Source organism: Stenotrophomonas sp. YJH_SMC_17 (assembly GCF_059371655.1).
In genome coordinates this window covers 61,688-78,598 of the sequence record NZ_JCAFUU010000006.1, presented here as the reverse complement: position 1 = coordinate 78,598, position 16,911 = coordinate 61,688, and the positions used below count along the sequence as shown (strand labels likewise).

Here is a 16,911-nt window from a genome sequence, read left to right as displayed (position 1 = left end):
GTCAAGCATTGCCTGCGCCTTCTTCTCCCGCCGGGTAGCCGGGAGAAGAAAGATCAAATTCCAATTCAAATTCAAATTCAAATTCAAAGTCAGAAGCCGAAGCCGCAGTGCCCGCTTTTGCTTTTGCTTTTGCTCCCGCCTTGGGGTTCGATGCGTCCGCGCCCGCAGGAAACTGTCGAGGGGAGGCCGGGCGGGCTGCGCAGGACCGTGAGGCGCATGGATGCGCCGATCGAGCTTACATGGACGTATTTACAGCGTGTCCTGCGCAGCCCGCCCGGCCTCCCCCACACGCATCAATCAAGGCGCGTAAAGCCTCAACCCCGCGCTTTCGCCGGATTCACCAGATTCCCGAAGAAGACCGCATTGATCAGCAGTCGATCCGTTCCGTGCCAGTACTTGCGGTGCGCCGGGTCATCGGCGAACAGCACTACGTTGCCCTGCCCCTGCGCCGACACCAGCAGCCACGCGCTGCCCCCCACCCGCGCGCGGTTGCGCTCGGACAGGTAACCGTTCACCCGCGGCGGCGTGTCGATGCGTACCACCGTCGAGAAGGGATTCGCGCTCGGCCGCAGCGTCACCGTGTTCTCCTTGTTGATCGCCAGCTGCCGGCGCGGCACGCCGAACGCCAACGGATGGCTGGTGTCCACGTCGGCACTGAGGATGTTGCCGCTGACCCGCTCGATCGCGGCGATGTCACGCTGGTCACCGAACGCGCGGCGGCTTTCGTCAGCGGCATCCTCTTCCTTGCCGAGCTTCTCGCCGTCGGCCAGCTTCTGTTCGATCGCCCACTTCGATGCGCTGCCGTAGGTCACCAGCGAGCCACCGGCCTGCACCCAGCGCTTCAGCGCAGCCACTGCCGTGGCATCGACGCCGGTATAGGTACCGCCGGACAACACAATCGTGGTGTACCGGTCCAACGGCACTCTGCCCAGCTGCTGCGGGTCCAGTTTGCTGGCCGGCAGCCGCAACTGCTGGTCGAGCAGGAACCAGGCCGAGCCGATCTCGGTGGCCGCCACGCCCTCGCCCATTACCAGTGCCACCGCAGGCTTGCGCAGCGCCTTGACGCCGTCACTGCCGAGGTCGATGCCTTCGCGGCTGCGGCCGCTGGACAGCGCATGTACCTGTACGCCCGCCTCGCGCGCGGCGGACGTCACTGCCTCAAGCAGCGCCGCATCCTGCAGCGACTGACCGGCGACCGGAATGACCAGGCTGCCGGCGGCGAAGCTGATGTCGCCCTGCGCGGTCGCGGTGGTGAACGGCTGGAATGCCACGCGCGCATTCACGCCCTTGCCCTGCAGCGCGGCCAACGCGCGCCCGGCGTTGTAGTCGCGCCAGTCGATGGCATAGGCGAATCCGGCCTGCCCGCCAACGACCGCCCCCTGTTCCGCAGGCAGCGTGGTCACGCGCGCACCGCCATCAACGCGGCTGCGGCTGCCCGCGAACGCCACGCCATACGCCGGTGCAATCGCGTAGCTGGTACTGCCGTAGAACACATCACCCTTGACCGGCGGCGTCTCTGCGAAGATCGAATGCACCAGGCGGAACTGCGCCTGCTGCACCGGTACCACGTAGGCACTGCCCGGTGCGAAGTGCTGGCCATCCACGGTCACCGCGCGATCCAGCGCGCGCACCTCGATGCGATGCAACAGCAACAACTCAAGCAGGCGGCGGGTCAACGCCGGGTCATGCGCATCACCAAACACGAAGCTCTTCACCGGCTGCTGCGCGGCCTGCTTCAGTGCGCTCTGGAAGAACTGCTTCTGCAGGTCGAACAGGCCGTTGCGCTCGGCCACCGCGCCTCGCACCGTGCCCAGGCCGGTCGCGACCTGGTTGCGGATGGTGAACGGGAACGTCAGCAGGCCATTCACCGACTCCTGCACACGGCCGCGCGAACTGGCCTGCTCGACGGTCACGCCGACTGCGCCGTGGAAATCAGGATAGGTCGAGCCGTACACCGGCGAGAAGTTGTCGAAGTTCTCGCCGGTGTAGTACAGCGACCCCAGCGCATCCAGCGCCTGCGCGTGATACTTGGCCAGCGTCTTGTTGAATTCGTACGACGCCGCCGGGATCAGCGGGCTGTGCATGCTCTTCGGCGAGGGCTCGAAGTAATAGGTGCTGTCCTTGCCCATTTCGTGGAAGTCGATCTGCACGTTCGGGTACCACTGGTGGAACACCTCCACCTTCGGCCGGGAGTCCTGCTGGGTCAGGGCCAGCCAGTCGCGGTTGAGGTCGGTGAAGTAGTGGTTGGTGCGGCCCTGCGGGAACGGCTCGACGTGTTCCTTGTCGGCCGGGTCGGCCGAGGCCGGATCGGAGGCCCAGGCGTTGTGCCAGTTGGCAGCGCGATCGCGGCCATCCGGGTTCTGCGCGGGGTCGAACAGCACCACCGCCTGCTGCAGCCATCGCTGGGTTTCAGCGCTGCGGTTGGCCACCAGGTAGTAAGCGGTCAGCATCGCGGCTTCGGCACTGGAGGTTTCATTGCCATGTACGCTGTAGCCCAGCCACACCACCACCGGGCTGTCGCCGGCGGCGATGCGTGGCTGCGCCGGATCGACCAGGGTCGCGTGCTGCTGGCGGATCTGTTCCAGTCGTGCGTGGTTACCTGCTGCGGTGACCGTGGCGATCAGCAGCGGGCGGCCTTCATAGCTGCGGCCGATCTCGCGCACGCTGATTCTGTCGGAACGCTTCGCCAGTTCCTGGAAGTACGCCACCAGCTGGTCGTGCCGGGTGTAGCGGCTGCCGATCGGATAGCCGAGGAACTGCTCCGGCGTGGGAATGGCCGCATCAAATGCCGCTGCCTCGGTGGCCTGCGGGAAGAAGTAGGCGCTCTGTGCCTGCGCCGGCAATGGCAAGGACAGTGCGGTGGCGGCGGCGATCAGCAACGGAAGAACGGCACGGTGATGCAAGGACACGGTGACTCCCCTGTAAACAACGGCAGACGGTCGCGCGGCCGGCTCCCTGAAGAGACCGGCCGCGGCGGATGGATCAGAAGCGGTAATCGAAGCCGAGCGTGAAGTAGCGGCCGCGCAGGTCGTACTGGCTGAAGTCGTACGGCGCGCGGATGCCCGGGAACGAGGCGTCGTACGGCGGCGTCTTGTCGGCCAGGTTCTGCACCTTGGCGTAGACGGTCAGCTTGTCGATGCCGGTGTAGGCCAGGTACAGGTCGTACTGGCTGTAGCTGCCGACGCGCGTCTGCACGGCCTTGGCCGCGGTGCTCGCTTCCTGGCGGTAGCCGCTGGTGTAGTACCAGGTCACCGCCGCGTTGAAGTCGCCATGCTTCCAGTCCAGCGTGGTGGTGGCCTTGTCCTTGGGCAGGGTCGGGCCGAGGTTGCTGCCGGCGTAGTCCACCAGCGGGCCGCCGACCACGGTCGGGCGACGGTAATCGCGCACGTGGGTGTAGGCCGAAGACAGGGTGAAGTCACCGAGCGCAGTGGTCGGGATGCGCTGGCGCAGTTCGACATCGATGCCCGAGGTCTTCAGTTCACTCAGGTTCTGGTAGCGGTTGTAGACCGCCTGCAGCTTGCCGCGCTCATCGCGCTGCACCGCGCCGGCCACGTTGTCGTTGACCAGGGTCTGGGTGTTGTTGGTGCCCACCAGGTTGTCCAGCTGGATGCGGTAGTAGTCCACGCTCAGGTTGGTGTTGGCCCACGGCGACAGCACCACGCCGAAGTTCACGCTCCTGGTGCGCTCGGGCTTCAGTTCGTTGTTGCCGACGGTGAAGAAGGTCGGGTTCTGGCGCGAGCCCGGCACGTCCGGATCACGCGGGTCGACCACGCTGCCGTAGGCGATGCTGGTGCTGTTGGAGTTCTCCGACAGCGACGGTGCACGGAAGCCCTTCGAGGCCGACGCACGCACCAGCAGGAAGTCCAGCGGCTGCCAGCGCAGGCCGATCTTCGGCGAGAAGGCATCGCCGAAATCGTCGTAGTGGTCGGCACGCGCGGCGGCGGACAGCTCCAGCGTCGAGGCCAGCGGCACGTTCACTTCGGCGTAGGCCGCACTGACCTGGCGCTTGCCGTGCACTTCGGCGATCGCCGGGCGCACCTGCAGGCCGGCATCGATCTGCCACGGGTTGTTGGAATCGAGCTTCTCCCGGCGCCACTCGGCACCCGCAGCGAAGCCGATCTCGCCCGCCCAGGTGTGGCCCAGGCTGCCGGAGACCTTGGCGTCGATGCCCTGCAGCTTGGATTCGGCCGGACGCAGGGTGGCGATGTTGATTGCGTCGCGCACCGACTGCGGCGTCGCCGCCGGATCCAGCAGGTTGTAGCTGCCCGATGCCAGCGCATCGGCCAGTGCCCAGCGATTGGCGAAACCACCGGAGACGTTCTCACGCTCGCTGCTGCGTGCACCGAACGCGGCCACTTCCCAGTCCCACGACGCGGTGGTGCCACGCAGGCCGAACACACCGCGATAGGCGGTGGAGCGGTTGGTCTTGATCGTGCCGCCGAGGTCGAAGAACGTGTACTCGATCGGGATCGCACGGCCGTACGGGTTGTACGGATTGCTGGCCGGCAGCAGCGACGACACCGGCTCGGCCAGGCCGCTGTTCGCGTTCAATGCGAAGCGGCCGCTCTCCAGGGTGAAGAACGGGCTGCTGCCGAACCACGCGGCGCTCTTGATCTGGCTGTACAGCACTTCGCCGAAGGCCTCAACGCTGTCATTCAGCCGGAACGTACCGTTGGCGTAGGCCTGGTAGCGCTTGGTCGACGGGATCAGCGTGGTGAACGGCGCCTGGTTGAAGCCGCAGGTGTCACCGCTCAGGCCGTCGATCGGCGCGCTGGCAACCCGGGTGGTTCCGGCCGGGCAGTTGCCGTTGGCATCGAGCATCGGCACCGACACGCCGTTGACCAGATAGCGCGCGCCCTTGGCCGACCAGCCGTTCCAGCGGCCGCCCGGCTGGTCGGTGTAGATGCCGCTCCTGGTCAGGTTGCGTTCGTCCTGGTCCAGGCGCTCGCGGTTGTAGCCCTGCAGGCTGAAGAGGATGTTGTAGCCGTCGGTGTCGAGATCACCCAGGCCGCCGACGAACTTCAGGTTCTGCTCGTGCAGGCCGCCCTGGTCGGCACCGCCGAAGCTGCCGCCGATTTCGGCGCCTTCGAAGTTCTGCCGGGTGATGATGTTGACCACGCCGGCCACGGCATCGGAACCGTACACCGCCGAGGCACCATCCTTGAGCACTTCGATGCGCTCGACCGCAACCAGCGGCAGCGCGTTGAGATCGACGAAGGTGTCGGACAGGCCACCGGCCGGAAAACCATAGTTGGCCAGGCGGCGACCGTTGAGCAGCACCAGCGTGTTCTTCTGCGAGAGGCCGCGCAGGCCGATGCCCGCCGAGCCGGAGGCCCAGCCGTTGTTGGTGGTTTCGTTGCTGGCGTTGCCGGTGTTGGCCGAGATCGAGCGCAGCACGTCGGCCACCGTGGCCTTGCCGGTCTGTTCCAACTGCTGGCGACCGATCACCTGCACCGGATTGGAGGCCTCGGTATCGGTGCGCTTGATATTGGAACCGGTGACGCGCACGGCGGCCAGCGTGCTGGCTTCGCCACTGGCGTCGGCGGAGGTTTCGGCGGCGGCGGACAAAGGCGCGGCCAGAGCGACGGCCAGGGCCGCCACGAGCAGGGTGTGCTTGGGCATGACGATGTGGGGGAGGTGGTAAGGACGACGAAGTTCCGCAGTAGTCCATGCCAGGCCGGGGTTCGGCCAATAACATCTCTTCATACGGATATAAGAGAAACTATCATCTCTTCATCCGGATGGAAAGAATTAATTCGCGGAAGCCCAACATCCGCTCAGGCTGCCGGCCCGCCCACGGCGTACAATCGCGCCATGGAAATCTTCAAAGTCTTCATGCTCGAGGCGGCGCATCGCCTCCCCAATGTGCCGCCGGGGCACAAGTGCGCGCGCCTGCACGGCCACTCGTTCCGGGTGGAACTGAAGGTCGAGGGGGAGCCCGGCGCGCAGACCGGCTGGATCATGGACTTCGGCGACGTGAAGGCAGCCTTCCAGCCGATCTACGACCGCCTGGACCACCACTACCTCAACGACATCCCCGGCCTGGAGAACCCGACCAGCGAGAACCTGGCGGTATGGATCTGGAACGAGCTCAAGCCCAGCCTGCCCGCGCTGAGCGAGATCACCGTGCACGAAACCTGCACCTCCGGCTGCCGTTACCGCGGCCCGGCGATCTGATCAAAGCATTGATCTGAAAGGCTTTTCAAAGGCGCCTCGGGCGCCTTTGTTATTTTTGTTGCATTGCCGCATCAACGGCGTATGCTGCATTGCATCAAGTCACTCCCTGATGCCCCCATGGCCGCCGCCTTCAGCGATCGCTTCAGTGATGCCACCCGCCAGCTCGCCGCCGCGGCAACGCGCGCGAACCGGTTGGCGCTGGAGAACGCGGAAAGCATGTTCGGCGTGCAGCTGAAGGCGATGGAGCGCAACCTGACCGCGACCGGCGGCTGGCTGGGCGAACTGGCCCGCAGCGACGATGCGGCGGGCATGCTCTCCAGTGGCGCGCAGCTGTGGCAGGACAACCTGCAGCGGCTGGGCCAGGCCCAGCAGGACGTGGTCGGCCTCGGGCTGCAGGCCGGCAAGGCCTGGTCCGAACTGGTGCAGGGCTACAACCCATCAACGGCGGACGCGAACAATCACTGACGCGACGCAACGCTCATTGCATGGGTCCCTCCCCCCATGCAATCCGGACCCGGCAGATCCCTCCCTCTGCCGGGTCTTTTTTTGCCTGGCGTCCGGATACCGAAGTGCGTCTTCGTCCGTCGTCTCTGCCGGCTGAAGGGCCCTGCCGGGGCGGGCAGGGGCCTGGGCAAATGTCCCCCGGCGCCGGCCGTTGGCCGTCACCTCCTCCTTTACTTTGCCCGGCCCCCCGCCCGCCCCGACGAGGTTCGGCGTGCGGCAGGTGAAGCGCAGCGCTCGTGGCCGCCTTTCAACGAGGCGCCGACGAACTCCGAACGCAGGGCGGAGGCCCTTGCGTACGAAGTAAAGGGGGAGGTGACGGCCAACGGCCGGCGCCGGAGGACATTCGTACGCAAGGGCCTCCGCCCTGCGCCACGCAGAACCCACCGCGAAGGAACCTCAACGCCCGCGACCACCATGCCAATGCTGGTGCCACGCCTGGAACATCAGCACGTTCCACAGGTGCGTGTGCCACTTGCGCTCACCGCGCAGGAACGCCTCCCAGATACCGCGCACGCGTACCGCATCGAAACACCCTTGGTTGCGCAGCAGCTGCGGATCCAGCAGCGCCTCCGCCCAATCGCGCAGCGGGCCCGCCAGCCATCGCGCCATCGGCGGGCCAAAGCCGCGCTTGGGGCGGTACACCAGCGGCTCGGGCAGGTAGCGGGCCAGCAGGTGTTTCAGAATCCGCTTGTGCTCGCCATCGTGGTACTTCAGGTGCTGCGGCAGGCGCCAGGCCAACCGCACCACCTCCATGTCCAGCAGCGGTGCACGCGTCTCCACGCCCGCCGCCATGCCCGCGCGATCGACCTTGGCGAGGATGCCCTCGGCCAGGTCCATGCGGAAATCCAGCAGCTGGATACGCGCCTCGGCCGGCAGCGCCGTGTCCTGCTGCTGGAAGATCGTGATCGGTTCGCGCGCGCCCAGCACCACCTGCGCAGGCTGCCGCCAGCGCGTCACGCGCTGCAGGTAATGCCCTTCCACATCGTTGGCCGCGACCTCGGCCACCAGTGCGCGCCAGCCGCCGAGACGTCCGCGCTCGACGTTCATGCGGTTGCCGCTGCGCCGCGCCAGATCGCGCACCCAGTCCGGCAGACCGCCACACAACCGCGCATTGCGCAGCGCGCGGCCATAGCTGGGGTGGCCGAAGAACAGTTCGTCGCCGCCGTCACCGGTCAACGCCACCGGCTTGCGTGCACCCAACAGCTCGCTGGCCAGCAGGGTCGGCAGCTGCGAGGCATCGGCGAACGGCTCGCACCAGACCTGCGGCAGGCGCTGCAGCAGGTCCAGGCCCTGGCGCGCGTCCATGCGGTGCAGGTGGTGCTTCACGCCCAGATGCCGCGCGACCTGCGAGGCCCAGTCGCTCTCGTCATGGCCGGGATCGTCGAACCCGACCGTCCAGGCTTCGATCGGCAGGGTCGACTGCGCCTGCATCATTGCGGTTACCAATGAAGAATCGGTACCACCGGACAGGAACGCGCCGCAGGCCAGCGGCGAGTGCATGCGGGCGGCAATGGCCTTCTGCAGTGCCGCTTCCAGCTGGTCGGTGGCCTGCTCCAGGCTGGGTGCCGGCTGCAGGGGTTCCTGCAGTGCGCGCTGCATCGCGTCGCGTGCGCACCAGTAGCGTGAGCCACCCTGTGCGGCCTGGCTGGAACCGCCAGCCGCATGGTCATTCAGATCGATGCGCAGCATCGCGCCTGCCACCAGCTTGTGGATGCCGCGGTAGATGGTGTGTGGTGCCGGCACGTAGTCATGGCGCAGCAGCAGGCTCAGCGCATCTTGGTCGATGCTTGGTGCGAAACCGGCGAAGGCCTGCAGGGCCTTCATTTCCGAGGCGAACAGGAACTGGCCCTGGTACCAGCCGTAATACAGCGGCCGCTCGCCGACCGGGTCGCGGGCCAGCCACAGCTCGCGCGACTCGCGGTCCCACACGCTGAAACCGAACGCGCCCTCGATGCGGGACAGCGCGCGCTCCACGCCCCATTCAACGATCGCCTGCAGCAGCAGCCTGGCATCGCTGCAGCTGCGCGGCAGATCGCGCAGCTGCGCCTGCAGGTCGCCACGGTTGTACAGCCGGCCGTCCAGGCACAGCACGTAGCGGCCGCAGTCCGAGCTCAGCGGCTGCAACGGCGTATCGGTGGGTGCCCGGCAGTGCCCCAGCGCGAGGCCGGCCTCGGCGTCGGTCCAGTAGCCGATGCGGCCACGCCCACGCTGCTGCAGGGCGCGCAGCATCGGCGCCAGCTGCTGCAGCAGGTGTTCATCCTCGGCGGGCGGCAGCCAGGCTCCGACGACGCCGCTCATCGGGCACCTCGGCAGCAGCAGCGGGACGGGTTCGGCAGGCGGCGATGGGCGAGCGACATGGGCACGGCACGCGGAGCGGAGGAGACTCCATGCTCGGCGCGCCCCCTGTCCCGCGTCAGTCGCTTTGCTGTCAGCGATGGTCACCAGACGTATCACGAAGGTAACGCTTTGTAACAGCACCGCGTTATGCTGGGCGACAAGTTGTTGCCGGGCCTGAGGTCCGGCCCGTGCGCCAGCAACCCCGGCTGAATGGCGCCCGCCCCCGGGACCCGGGCGGCCCACAGGCTGGGATAGCATCGCCGCGCTCGTGCCGTGGCGGTACGTTTGCGTCCACGGAGGCCTTGAAAATGCTGGATATCGTACTGGTCGAAGACGATGCCCGCCTGGGTACGATGGTCAGCGACTATCTGCAGCGGCATGGCTACCAGGTAGCCCACGAGCGCAGCGGTGAGCGTGCCGTGACCCGGATCCTGGCCGAGAAGCCGGCCCTGGTCCTGCTCGATGTCGGCCTGCCCGACCAGGATGGTTTCGAAGTGTGTCGGCAGATCCGGCCCCACTATGACGGCATCATCTGCGTGCTGACCGCACGCACCGACAACATCGACCAGGTGCTGGGACTGGAACTGGGGGCCGACGATTACATCGGCAAGCCGATCGAACCACGGGTGCTGCTGGCCCGCCTGCGCGCCCATCTGCGACGCCACCGCCGGGTCGAGCCGCGCGATGGCAGCCTGCGCTTCGGCGAGCTGAACATCGACCCGTCCACCCGCAACGTGCACCTGCAGGGCGCGCTGCTGGAGCTGACCACCGCCGAGTTCGACCTGCTGTTCCTGCTGGCCAGCAACGCCGGCCAGATCCTCGACCGCGACGCGCTGCTGCGCGGCCTGCGCGGCATCGCCTTCGATGGCCTGGACCGTTCGGTCGACGCCCGCATCTCACGCCTGCGCCGCAAGCTGGGCGACAACCCGGAACAGCCGGAACGGATCAAGACCGTGCGCGGTCGCGGCTACCTGTTCAGCCGCTCGGCATGGGGATGAAGCGCACGCCCTCGGCGATGCGCGGCCACGCCTTCCATTTCCTGCGCTACGGCATCGGCTTCCTGGTTGCCCACCTGCTGCTGATCGTGCTCGGCCTGTGGGCCTGGGACGCGCTGCTGGAAGACCGCACCGAGGCCGGCCTGCAGGCCGAAATGCGCGGCACCCATTCCCTGCTGCAGCATCGATTCGCCGAAACCCCGCGTGAGCAGTGGCCGACGCTCGCGCGCGAACTGGACGCCGACTTCGCCTATGCCCTGCGCATGGTGCCGCTGGCCGAGGCGGTGAAGGAGCTGCCGGCCAGCCAGCGCCCCTCGTTCAACAATGGCCGCGTGCAGATCGACCTGGAGCATATGCGCAGCCTGCAGCGGATCGGCGACAGCGACTATGCAGTGATGCTGGGGCCGCTGGACGAGGCGCTGCCGGATGAGGGCTGGCAGGACAGCGATGTCTCCGGCGTGGCGATCCTGCTGCTGATCCTGATGGTGGCGGTGGCGCTGCCGATGTACGTGATGGTCTATCGCCTGTGGCGTGATGTCTCGCAGCTTGCGCAGGCGGCACGGCAGATGCGCGACGGCCAGCTGGAAACGCGGGCCCCACGCGCCGGCACCGCGCTGGTGCGGCCGCTGGCCAATGCCTTCAACCATATGGCCGAGCAGCTGCAGCAGCTGCTGGAGAGCCAGCGCGTGCTGGCGCAGGCGGTTGCACATGAAGTGCGCACGCCATTGGCACGGATGCGCTTCGGCCTGGCCGACCTGGAAGACACCGCGCTGGACGAAGTGCAGCGCGATGCGCTGGGTGGCCTGCGCACCGATGTCGATCGGCTGCAGCACCTGACCGATGCCGGCGTCGAGTACGCCGCACTCGGTCGCTGCCATCAGCTGACCCGGCAGCGCCTGCAGCTGGCGGCACTGGTGCGTGGCGTGGTCGCGCAGTTCGCGCCGTTGCCGATGCCCGTGCAGCAGGCGCTGTCGCCGGTGGACCTGGTCAACGTCAACCGACACATGCTGGAACTGGCATTGCGCAACCTGCTCGGCAATGCCCTGCGCTACGCGCGAAGGCAGATCCGCATCGCCAGCACGGTCAACGACGGGTGGCTGTGCCTGCAGGTGGAGGACGACGGCCCCGGCATCGCGCCCGAACTGCGCGGCCAAGTACTGCAGCCCTACGTGCGGCTGGACCCGGGCAGCCCCGGTTTCGGCCTCGGCCTGGCATTGGTGCAGGTGGTGGCCGACAAGCATGGCGGCCACGTCGAGGTGACCGATTCGGCGCTGGGCGGTGCCTGCATCCGCCTGCACCTGCCGCTGGACAGCGGCGGCGCGGTGGAGTGCGAGGCGGCCTGCTAGGCCGCCGGTTCCGCACGCGGCAACGCAAACACGAACAGCGCGCCGCGCTCACTGTCACGCAGTTCGATGCGGCGGCCATGCAGCTGCACGATGCGCTGCACGATCAGCAGGCCCAGCCCACCATTCTCGCCACGCCGTGCACCCAGCGCGGCCGGCGCCTGGAACAGCTGGCTGCGCAGTGCGGGGGCAACGCCAGGGCCATCATCGGCCACGCTCACCTCGACGCTGTCCGGCGTCGCGCGCAGACATACCACGATCCGGCCGCCGTCGGGCGCATGCCGCAGCGCGTTGTCGAGCAGGTTGGTCAGCACCCGCTCGACCAGGCCCAGATCGGCACGCACCAGCGCCAGGCCCGGCGGGAAGTCCGCGTGCAGGCGCTGGTTGCGCGCCTGCGCCGCCAACTCGAATTTCTGCAGCACGTCCTGCAGCAGTTCGGGCAGCGCGAACACCTCCCACTCCAGCCGCACTTCGCCGTGCTCCAGCCGCGCCAGCTCGAACAGCGCGCGTGCCAGCCGACCGACCTTGGCACTCTGCGCCAGGGCGATGCCGAGATAGCGGCGGCGCTCGTCCGGCGACAGCGTGGCGTCCTTCAACGCCAGCGTTTCCAGGTAGCCGTGCAACGACGACAGCGGCGTGCGCAGGTCGTGCGAAATATTGGCGACCAGCTCGCGCCGCTGCAGGTCCTGCTGGCGCAGCTGCTGCCATTGCTCGCCCAGCCGCTGCGCCATCTGCGCGTGCGCGTGTTCCAGGATCACAAGTTCGTCGCGCTCGCCGGGACGCAGCGGCTCGGGCGGCGGCAGCGGCGTCGGTGCATCGATGTCGAAGGCCTGGATGCGGCGGGTCAGCCGTCGCAGCGGGCGGGTCACCCAGTAGAACGCCACCAGCCCGGCCAGCAGGCCCAGGCCACCGACCAGCACCACCGACCACAACGTGGTGTTCCATTGGCTGCCGGCAGCGAGATCGTCGGACAGCATCTGCCGGTGTTCACCGACCAGCACCACATACACATAGCCGGCCTGGCGGCCCTGCACGATCAACGGCGCGGCGCTGAACACCTTGCGGCCGTCCTGGCTGCGCGGGTCATCGCCGAGGATCGGCAACGGTGCACCGGACAGCAGGCGGCGCAGTGGCGCCACGTCCACCCGGTTGCGCACCAGGTGCCCGCTGGGTGCATCGTGGCCGAGGATGCGGCCCTGGTCATCCAGCAGGTAGACCTCGACGCTGGGATTGACCGCCATCAGCTGGCCGAACAACGCGCGCACCGCGGCATCGCGCATGCCACTGGTGTCCATCAGTTCGCTGCGCTGGGCAATGTGCTCGGCCAGGCCCAGCGACAACCGCTGCACCACTTCCTGCTCGTGGCGGGTATTGGCGCGCATCTGCAGTGCCAGCAACGCCATGCAGCACATCAGCATCAGCGCGGCGATCACCGCCGCCAGCTTCTGCCACAGGTTCGGCTTGATCATGCCGCCGCCCCGGCCGGATCGACCAGCTTGTAGCCGCGTCCCCACACCGTCAGCAGTCGCCGCGGGTTGGCCGGGTCCGGCTCGATCTTGCTGCGCAGTCGATTGATATGGGTGTTGACCGTGTGCTCGTAACCATCGTGCTGGTAGCCCCAGACCTGGTTGAGCAGCTCCATGCGCGCGAACACCTGGTCCGGGTGGCGCGCGAAGAACAGCAGCAGGTCGAACTCGCGCGGGGTCAGCTCCAGCGCGTTGCCATCCACCGAAGCGGTGCGTGCCACCGGGTCCAGCTGCAACCCGCCCAGCTCGATCGCACCGGCATCGATGCGCGCGCTCTGCGCCATCGCCTCGGCACGGCGCAACAGCGCACGCACGCGGGCCACCAGTTCCGGCATCGAGAAGGGCTTTGCCAGGTAGTCATCCGCGCCCAGTTCCAGGCCGACGATGCGCTGGGTTTCGCTGCCACGCGCACTGATGATGATGATCGGCACGTAACGCGCCATCGCGCGTGCGCGCTGGCAGACCTGCAGTCCATCCACGCCGGGCAGCATCACGTCCAGCACCAGCGCGTCCCACGGCCCTTCCTGCTCCAGCAGGCGCAGGCCGGCGTCACCGGTGGCGGCGTGGGCGACGTCGTAGCCCTCATCGCCCAGGTGCATGCGCAGCAGGTCGGCGATGTGGGCATCGTCTTCAACGATCAGCACGCGTTTGGTGGACATCGGCAGCTCGGGGCCAGTGGGGAGGCTGCCCGCATTGTGGCGCGGGACGGCCGCCGATACCTCACGAAAAATTGAATCCTGCGTGAGGATTCGTTGACCTGGACGGGCGCAGCATGGCCCCGTCGCCCCTTCCTGGAGTCCGCCATGTCCCTTACCCGACGCCATCTGCTGGGCCTGGGCGGTGTTGCCACCGCGGCCGGCCTGCTCGGCCTGGGTGCCTGCAGCCGTGCCGCCCCGGCCGCCGCCGAGGCACGGCCGGCACGGCAGTTCGAGGTCATGCACAGCGACGCCGACTGGCGCCAGCGCCTCACCCCGGCGCAGTACGCAGTGCTGCGCCAACAGGCCACCGAGCGCCCGTACAGCAGCCCGCTCAACAAGGAACACCGGCAGGGCACCTTCGCCTGCGCCGGCTGTGCACTGCCGCTGTTCTCTTCGTCCACCAAGTTCGAGAGCGGCACCGGCTGGCCCAGCTTCTGGGCGCCGTTGCACAACGCCATCGGCGAGGACCGCGACTTCACCTTCGGCATGCTGCGGGTGGAGGTGCATTGCCGGCGCTGCGGCGGCCATCTCGGCCACGTGTTCAACGACGGACCGCGCCCGACCGGACTGCGCTACTGCATGAACGGCGCGGCACTGGTGTTCGTCCCCGGTGCCAGTGATGGCACCGCCGACGGCTGGCGCGTGCCGGTCGGTTCGTCCCCGACTTCCGGAGCCTGACCATGCTGCTGTTGCTGCTTGCCTACCTGGGGGGCGCGCTGACCCTGCTCAGCCCGTGCATCCTGCCGGTACTGCCGTTCGTGTTCGCACGTGCCGACCGCCCCTTCCTGCGCAGCACGCTGCCGCTGCTGCTGGGCATGGCACTCACCTTCACCGTGGTCGCCAGCCTGGCGGCAGTGGGCAGCCAATGGGTGGCACAGGCCAACCAGATCGGACGCTGGATCGCCCTGCTGCTGATGGCGCTGTTCGCGCTGGCCTTGCTGTGGCCGCGGTTGGCCGACCATCTGCTGGCGCCGTTCCAGCGCGTGGGTGCGCGGCTGAGCGCCCGCGCTGATGCGGCCGACGCTGCCGGGCGTGGCGGTGCCTGGACCTCGCTGCTGATCGGCATCGCCACCGGCCTGCTGTGGGCGCCGTGTGCCGGGCCGATCCTTGGCCTGGTGCTGACCGGTGCTGCGCTGCACGGCGCCAGCGTCGGCACCAGCACCCTGCTGCTGGCGTATGCGTTGGGCGCCATCACCGCGCTGGCGCTGGCGGTATGGGTGGGTGGCCGCGTGTTCCGCGCGCTGCAGGCGCGGCTGGGCCTCGGCGATGTGCTGCGCAAGGTGCTGGGCGTGGCGGCGCTGCTGGCGGTGGTGGCGATCGGCCTGGGCTGGGATACCGGCCTGCTGACCCGCCTGTCCACGGTCAGCACCGCGCGCATCGAGCAGGGCCTGCTGGATGCGGTACCCGGTGCGCAACCGGCGGCACCGCCGATGATGATGATGGCCGGCGCCAATGTCGGGGCCGATGCACCGCTGCCAGTGGAAGGCACCCTGCCAGCACTTGATGGCGCCACCGGCTGGCTCAACAGCCCGCCGCTGAGTGCACAGCAGCTGCGCGGCAAGGTGGTGCTGGTCGATTTCTGGACGTATTCCTGCATCAACTGCCTGCGCGCGATGCCCTTCGTGCACGAATGGGAACGTCGCTACCGCGACCACGGCCTGGTGGTGATCGGCGTGCACACCCCGGAGTTCGCCTTCGAGCGTGACCCGCGCAATGTCATGAAGGCGGTGCAGCAGCTGAAGATCGAGTACCCGGTGGCGCTGGACAACCAGTACACGATCTGGCGCGCGTTCAACAATCGCTACTGGCCAGCGCAGTACTTGGTCGATGCACAGGGCAACATCCGCGGCCACCAGTTCGGCGAAGGCAACTACGCGCGTTCGGAACAGGTGATCCGCCGCCTGCTGACCGAAGCGGGCCAGACCCATCTGCCGCCCCCAGCCGACCCCGCCGCAGCGGACCTGCAGGGCGTCGCCGCGCAGGCCGACATGGGCAACCTGCGTTCGCCGGAAACCTACCTGGGCCACGCCCGTGCCGAGCAGTTCGCTTCACCCGGTGGACAACATGCGGATACCGCCTTCGACTACGCGCTGCCCACCACGCTCGCGTTGAACCAGTGGGGCCTGTCCGGGCGCTGGACCGTCACCGACGAGGCTGCGCAGCTGCAGCAGGCCGGTGGCCGCATCGCCTTCCAGTTCCATGCGCGCGACCTTCACCTGGTGCTGGCGCCGGGCCAGGAAGGAAAGCCGGTGCGCTTCCGCGTGCTGTTGGATGGCAAGCCGCTGCCGGCTGCCGATGCCGGCAGTGATGTCGGCGCCGATGGCAGCGGCGTGGTCAACGAGCACCGCCTGTACCAGCTGGTGCGCCAACGCGGCACGGTCGGCCCGCACCGCTTCGAGATCGAGTTCCTCGACGCGGGCGTACAGGCCTATGCCTTCACCTTCGGTTGAACCGGGAGGACACGATGAAACTCTCCTTCGAACAGGGCATTGCCGCTGGCGTTGCCGGATTGGTGGCCGCGGCACTCATCGCCGGTGTGCTGTTGATTGACCACGGCGCCATCGCGGCACCGGTCGACGCCAGCGCGCAGGCCAAGGCGCTGCCAGTACCCAGCGGCGATGCCGCGTTCCGCGATGACGCCACCCACGCCAGCGTGGTGTTTGCCGGTGGCTGCTTCTGGGGCGTGCAGGGCGTGTTCCAGCACGTCAAGGGCGTGAGCAATGCGGTCTCCGGCTACATCGGCGGCAGCGCTGCAAATGCGCGTTACGAACGGGTCAGCAGCGGCCAGACCGGCCATGCCGAGGCGGTGAAGATCGACTACGACCCGCGCCAGGTCAGCTACGGGCAACTGATGCAGGTGTTCTTCTCGGTGGCGCACGACCCGACCCAGCTCAACCGGCAGGGGCCCGACCACGGCAGCCAGTACCGATCGGCGATCTTCACTGACGACGCCCGCCAGCAGGCTGCCAGCCGCGCCTACATCGCCCAGCTCGGCCAGGCCGGCAGCTACCGCGCGCCGATCGTCACCCAGCTGGTCAGCGGCCAGCGCTTCTACCCGGCCGAGAGCTACCACCAGAACTACATGACCAACTACCCGCAGGCGGCCTACATCCGCTACTACGACGCGCCGAAGCTGGCCGCCCTGGGCAGGCAGTTCCCGGCGCTGTACCGGCGCGATGCGGTGCTGGTGCCGATGCGCTGACGGCTTTTCCCCTGGGGCTGATCGGTGCTTGGCGCTGCTCTTCTGTAGAGCCGAGCCCACGCTCGGCTGCTGTTGGCGGAAAAGCAGCATGGGCTCGGCTCTACACAAAAAAAAGACGCACGGCCATCC

12 protein-coding genes are annotated in these 16,911 nt (G+C 67.9%); 7 read left to right on the top strand and 5 right to left on the bottom strand.

All coding sequences use genetic code 11. The features are described from left to right. Window positions 1–314 precede the first annotated feature (314 nt). Both AC5P8Z_RS15955 and AC5P8Z_RS15950 read right to left on the bottom strand, forming a co-directional pair. Complete coding sequence (locus AC5P8Z_RS15955) at window positions 315–2,909, bottom strand: M14 family zinc carboxypeptidase (RefSeq protein WP_495229488.1); 2,595 nt, start codon at window positions 2,907–2,909, stop codon at window positions 315–317. 73 nt (window positions 2,910–2,982) lie between these two features. Then, entirely contained in the window at window positions 2,983–5,622 is a 2,640-nt protein-coding gene (locus tag AC5P8Z_RS15950) for a TonB-dependent receptor (RefSeq protein WP_495229487.1), read from the bottom strand. Window positions 5,623–5,814: 192 nt separating this feature from the next. Here AC5P8Z_RS15950 and queD point away from each other — a divergent pair, with 192 nt between their 5' ends. Both queD and AC5P8Z_RS15940 read left to right on the top strand, forming a co-directional pair. Further along, window positions 5,815–6,177 (top strand): 6-carboxytetrahydropterin synthase QueD, encoded by a 363-nt coding sequence (queD, locus tag AC5P8Z_RS15945; protein ID WP_004141227.1) that lies wholly within the window; start codon window positions 5,815–5,817, stop codon window positions 6,175–6,177. Window positions 6,178–6,294: 117 nt separating this feature from the next. Beyond that, window positions 6,295–6,642 (top strand): phasin family protein, encoded by a 348-nt coding sequence (locus AC5P8Z_RS15940; protein WP_495229486.1) that lies wholly within the window; start codon window positions 6,295–6,297, stop codon window positions 6,640–6,642. Window positions 6,643–7,077: 435 nt separating this feature from the next. On the opposite strand, the gene asnB is transcribed toward AC5P8Z_RS15940, so the two are convergent. After that, window positions 7,078–8,979: an asparagine synthase (glutamine-hydrolyzing) gene (asnB, locus tag AC5P8Z_RS15935; protein ID WP_286070850.1), complete on the bottom strand. Its 1,902-nt coding sequence runs from the start codon at window positions 8,977–8,979 to the stop codon at window positions 7,078–7,080. Between the two features lie 347 nt (window positions 8,980–9,326). Here asnB and AC5P8Z_RS15930 point away from each other — a divergent pair, with 347 nt between their 5' ends. Next, window positions 9,327–10,016 carry a winged helix-turn-helix domain-containing protein gene (locus AC5P8Z_RS15930; protein ID WP_286070849.1) on the top strand — a complete coding sequence of 230 codons (690 nt, stop codon included), beginning with the start codon at window positions 9,327–9,329 and terminating at the stop codon, window positions 10,014–10,016. Continuing rightward, window positions 10,013–11,359 carry an ATP-binding protein gene (locus tag AC5P8Z_RS15925; protein ID WP_286070848.1) on the top strand — a complete coding sequence of 449 codons (1,347 nt, stop codon included), beginning with the start codon at window positions 10,013–10,015 and terminating at the stop codon, window positions 11,357–11,359. Before AC5P8Z_RS15930 ends, AC5P8Z_RS15925 begins: the two co-directional genes overlap by 4 nt. Here AC5P8Z_RS15925 and AC5P8Z_RS15920 read toward each other — a convergent pair. Next, entirely contained in the window at window positions 11,356–12,825 is a 1,470-nt protein-coding gene (locus tag AC5P8Z_RS15920) for a sensor histidine kinase (protein WP_495229485.1), read from the bottom strand. The two genes, AC5P8Z_RS15925 and AC5P8Z_RS15920, sit on opposite strands and share 4 nt — an antisense overlap. After that, entirely contained in the window at window positions 12,822–13,541 is a 720-nt protein-coding gene (locus AC5P8Z_RS15915; protein ID WP_295568288.1) for a response regulator transcription factor, read from the bottom strand. The genes AC5P8Z_RS15920 and AC5P8Z_RS15915 overlap by 4 nt, the downstream gene beginning before the upstream one ends. Window positions 13,542–13,685: 144 nt before the next feature. On the opposite strand from AC5P8Z_RS15915, the gene msrB reads away from it, so the two are divergent. Genes msrB through msrA form a run of 3 tightly spaced genes read left to right on the top strand, consistent with a single transcriptional unit; the run spans window position 13,686 to window position 16,782 of the window. Then, window positions 13,686–14,258, top strand: a complete 573-nt coding sequence (gene msrB, locus AC5P8Z_RS15910; protein WP_286070845.1) for a peptide-methionine (R)-S-oxide reductase MsrB — start codon at window positions 13,686–13,688, stop codon at window positions 14,256–14,258. Window positions 14,259–14,260: 2 nt separating this feature from the next. Further along, complete coding sequence (locus AC5P8Z_RS15905) at window positions 14,261–16,030, top strand: cytochrome c biogenesis protein DipZ (protein ID WP_495229484.1); 1,770 nt, start codon at window positions 14,261–14,263, stop codon at window positions 16,028–16,030. 14 nt (window positions 16,031–16,044) lie between these two features. Then, window positions 16,045–16,782 carry a peptide-methionine (S)-S-oxide reductase MsrA gene (gene msrA / locus AC5P8Z_RS15900; RefSeq protein ID WP_495229483.1) on the top strand — a complete coding sequence of 246 codons (738 nt, stop codon included), beginning with the start codon at window positions 16,045–16,047 and terminating at the stop codon, window positions 16,780–16,782. Window positions 16,783–16,911 lie beyond the last annotated feature (129 nt).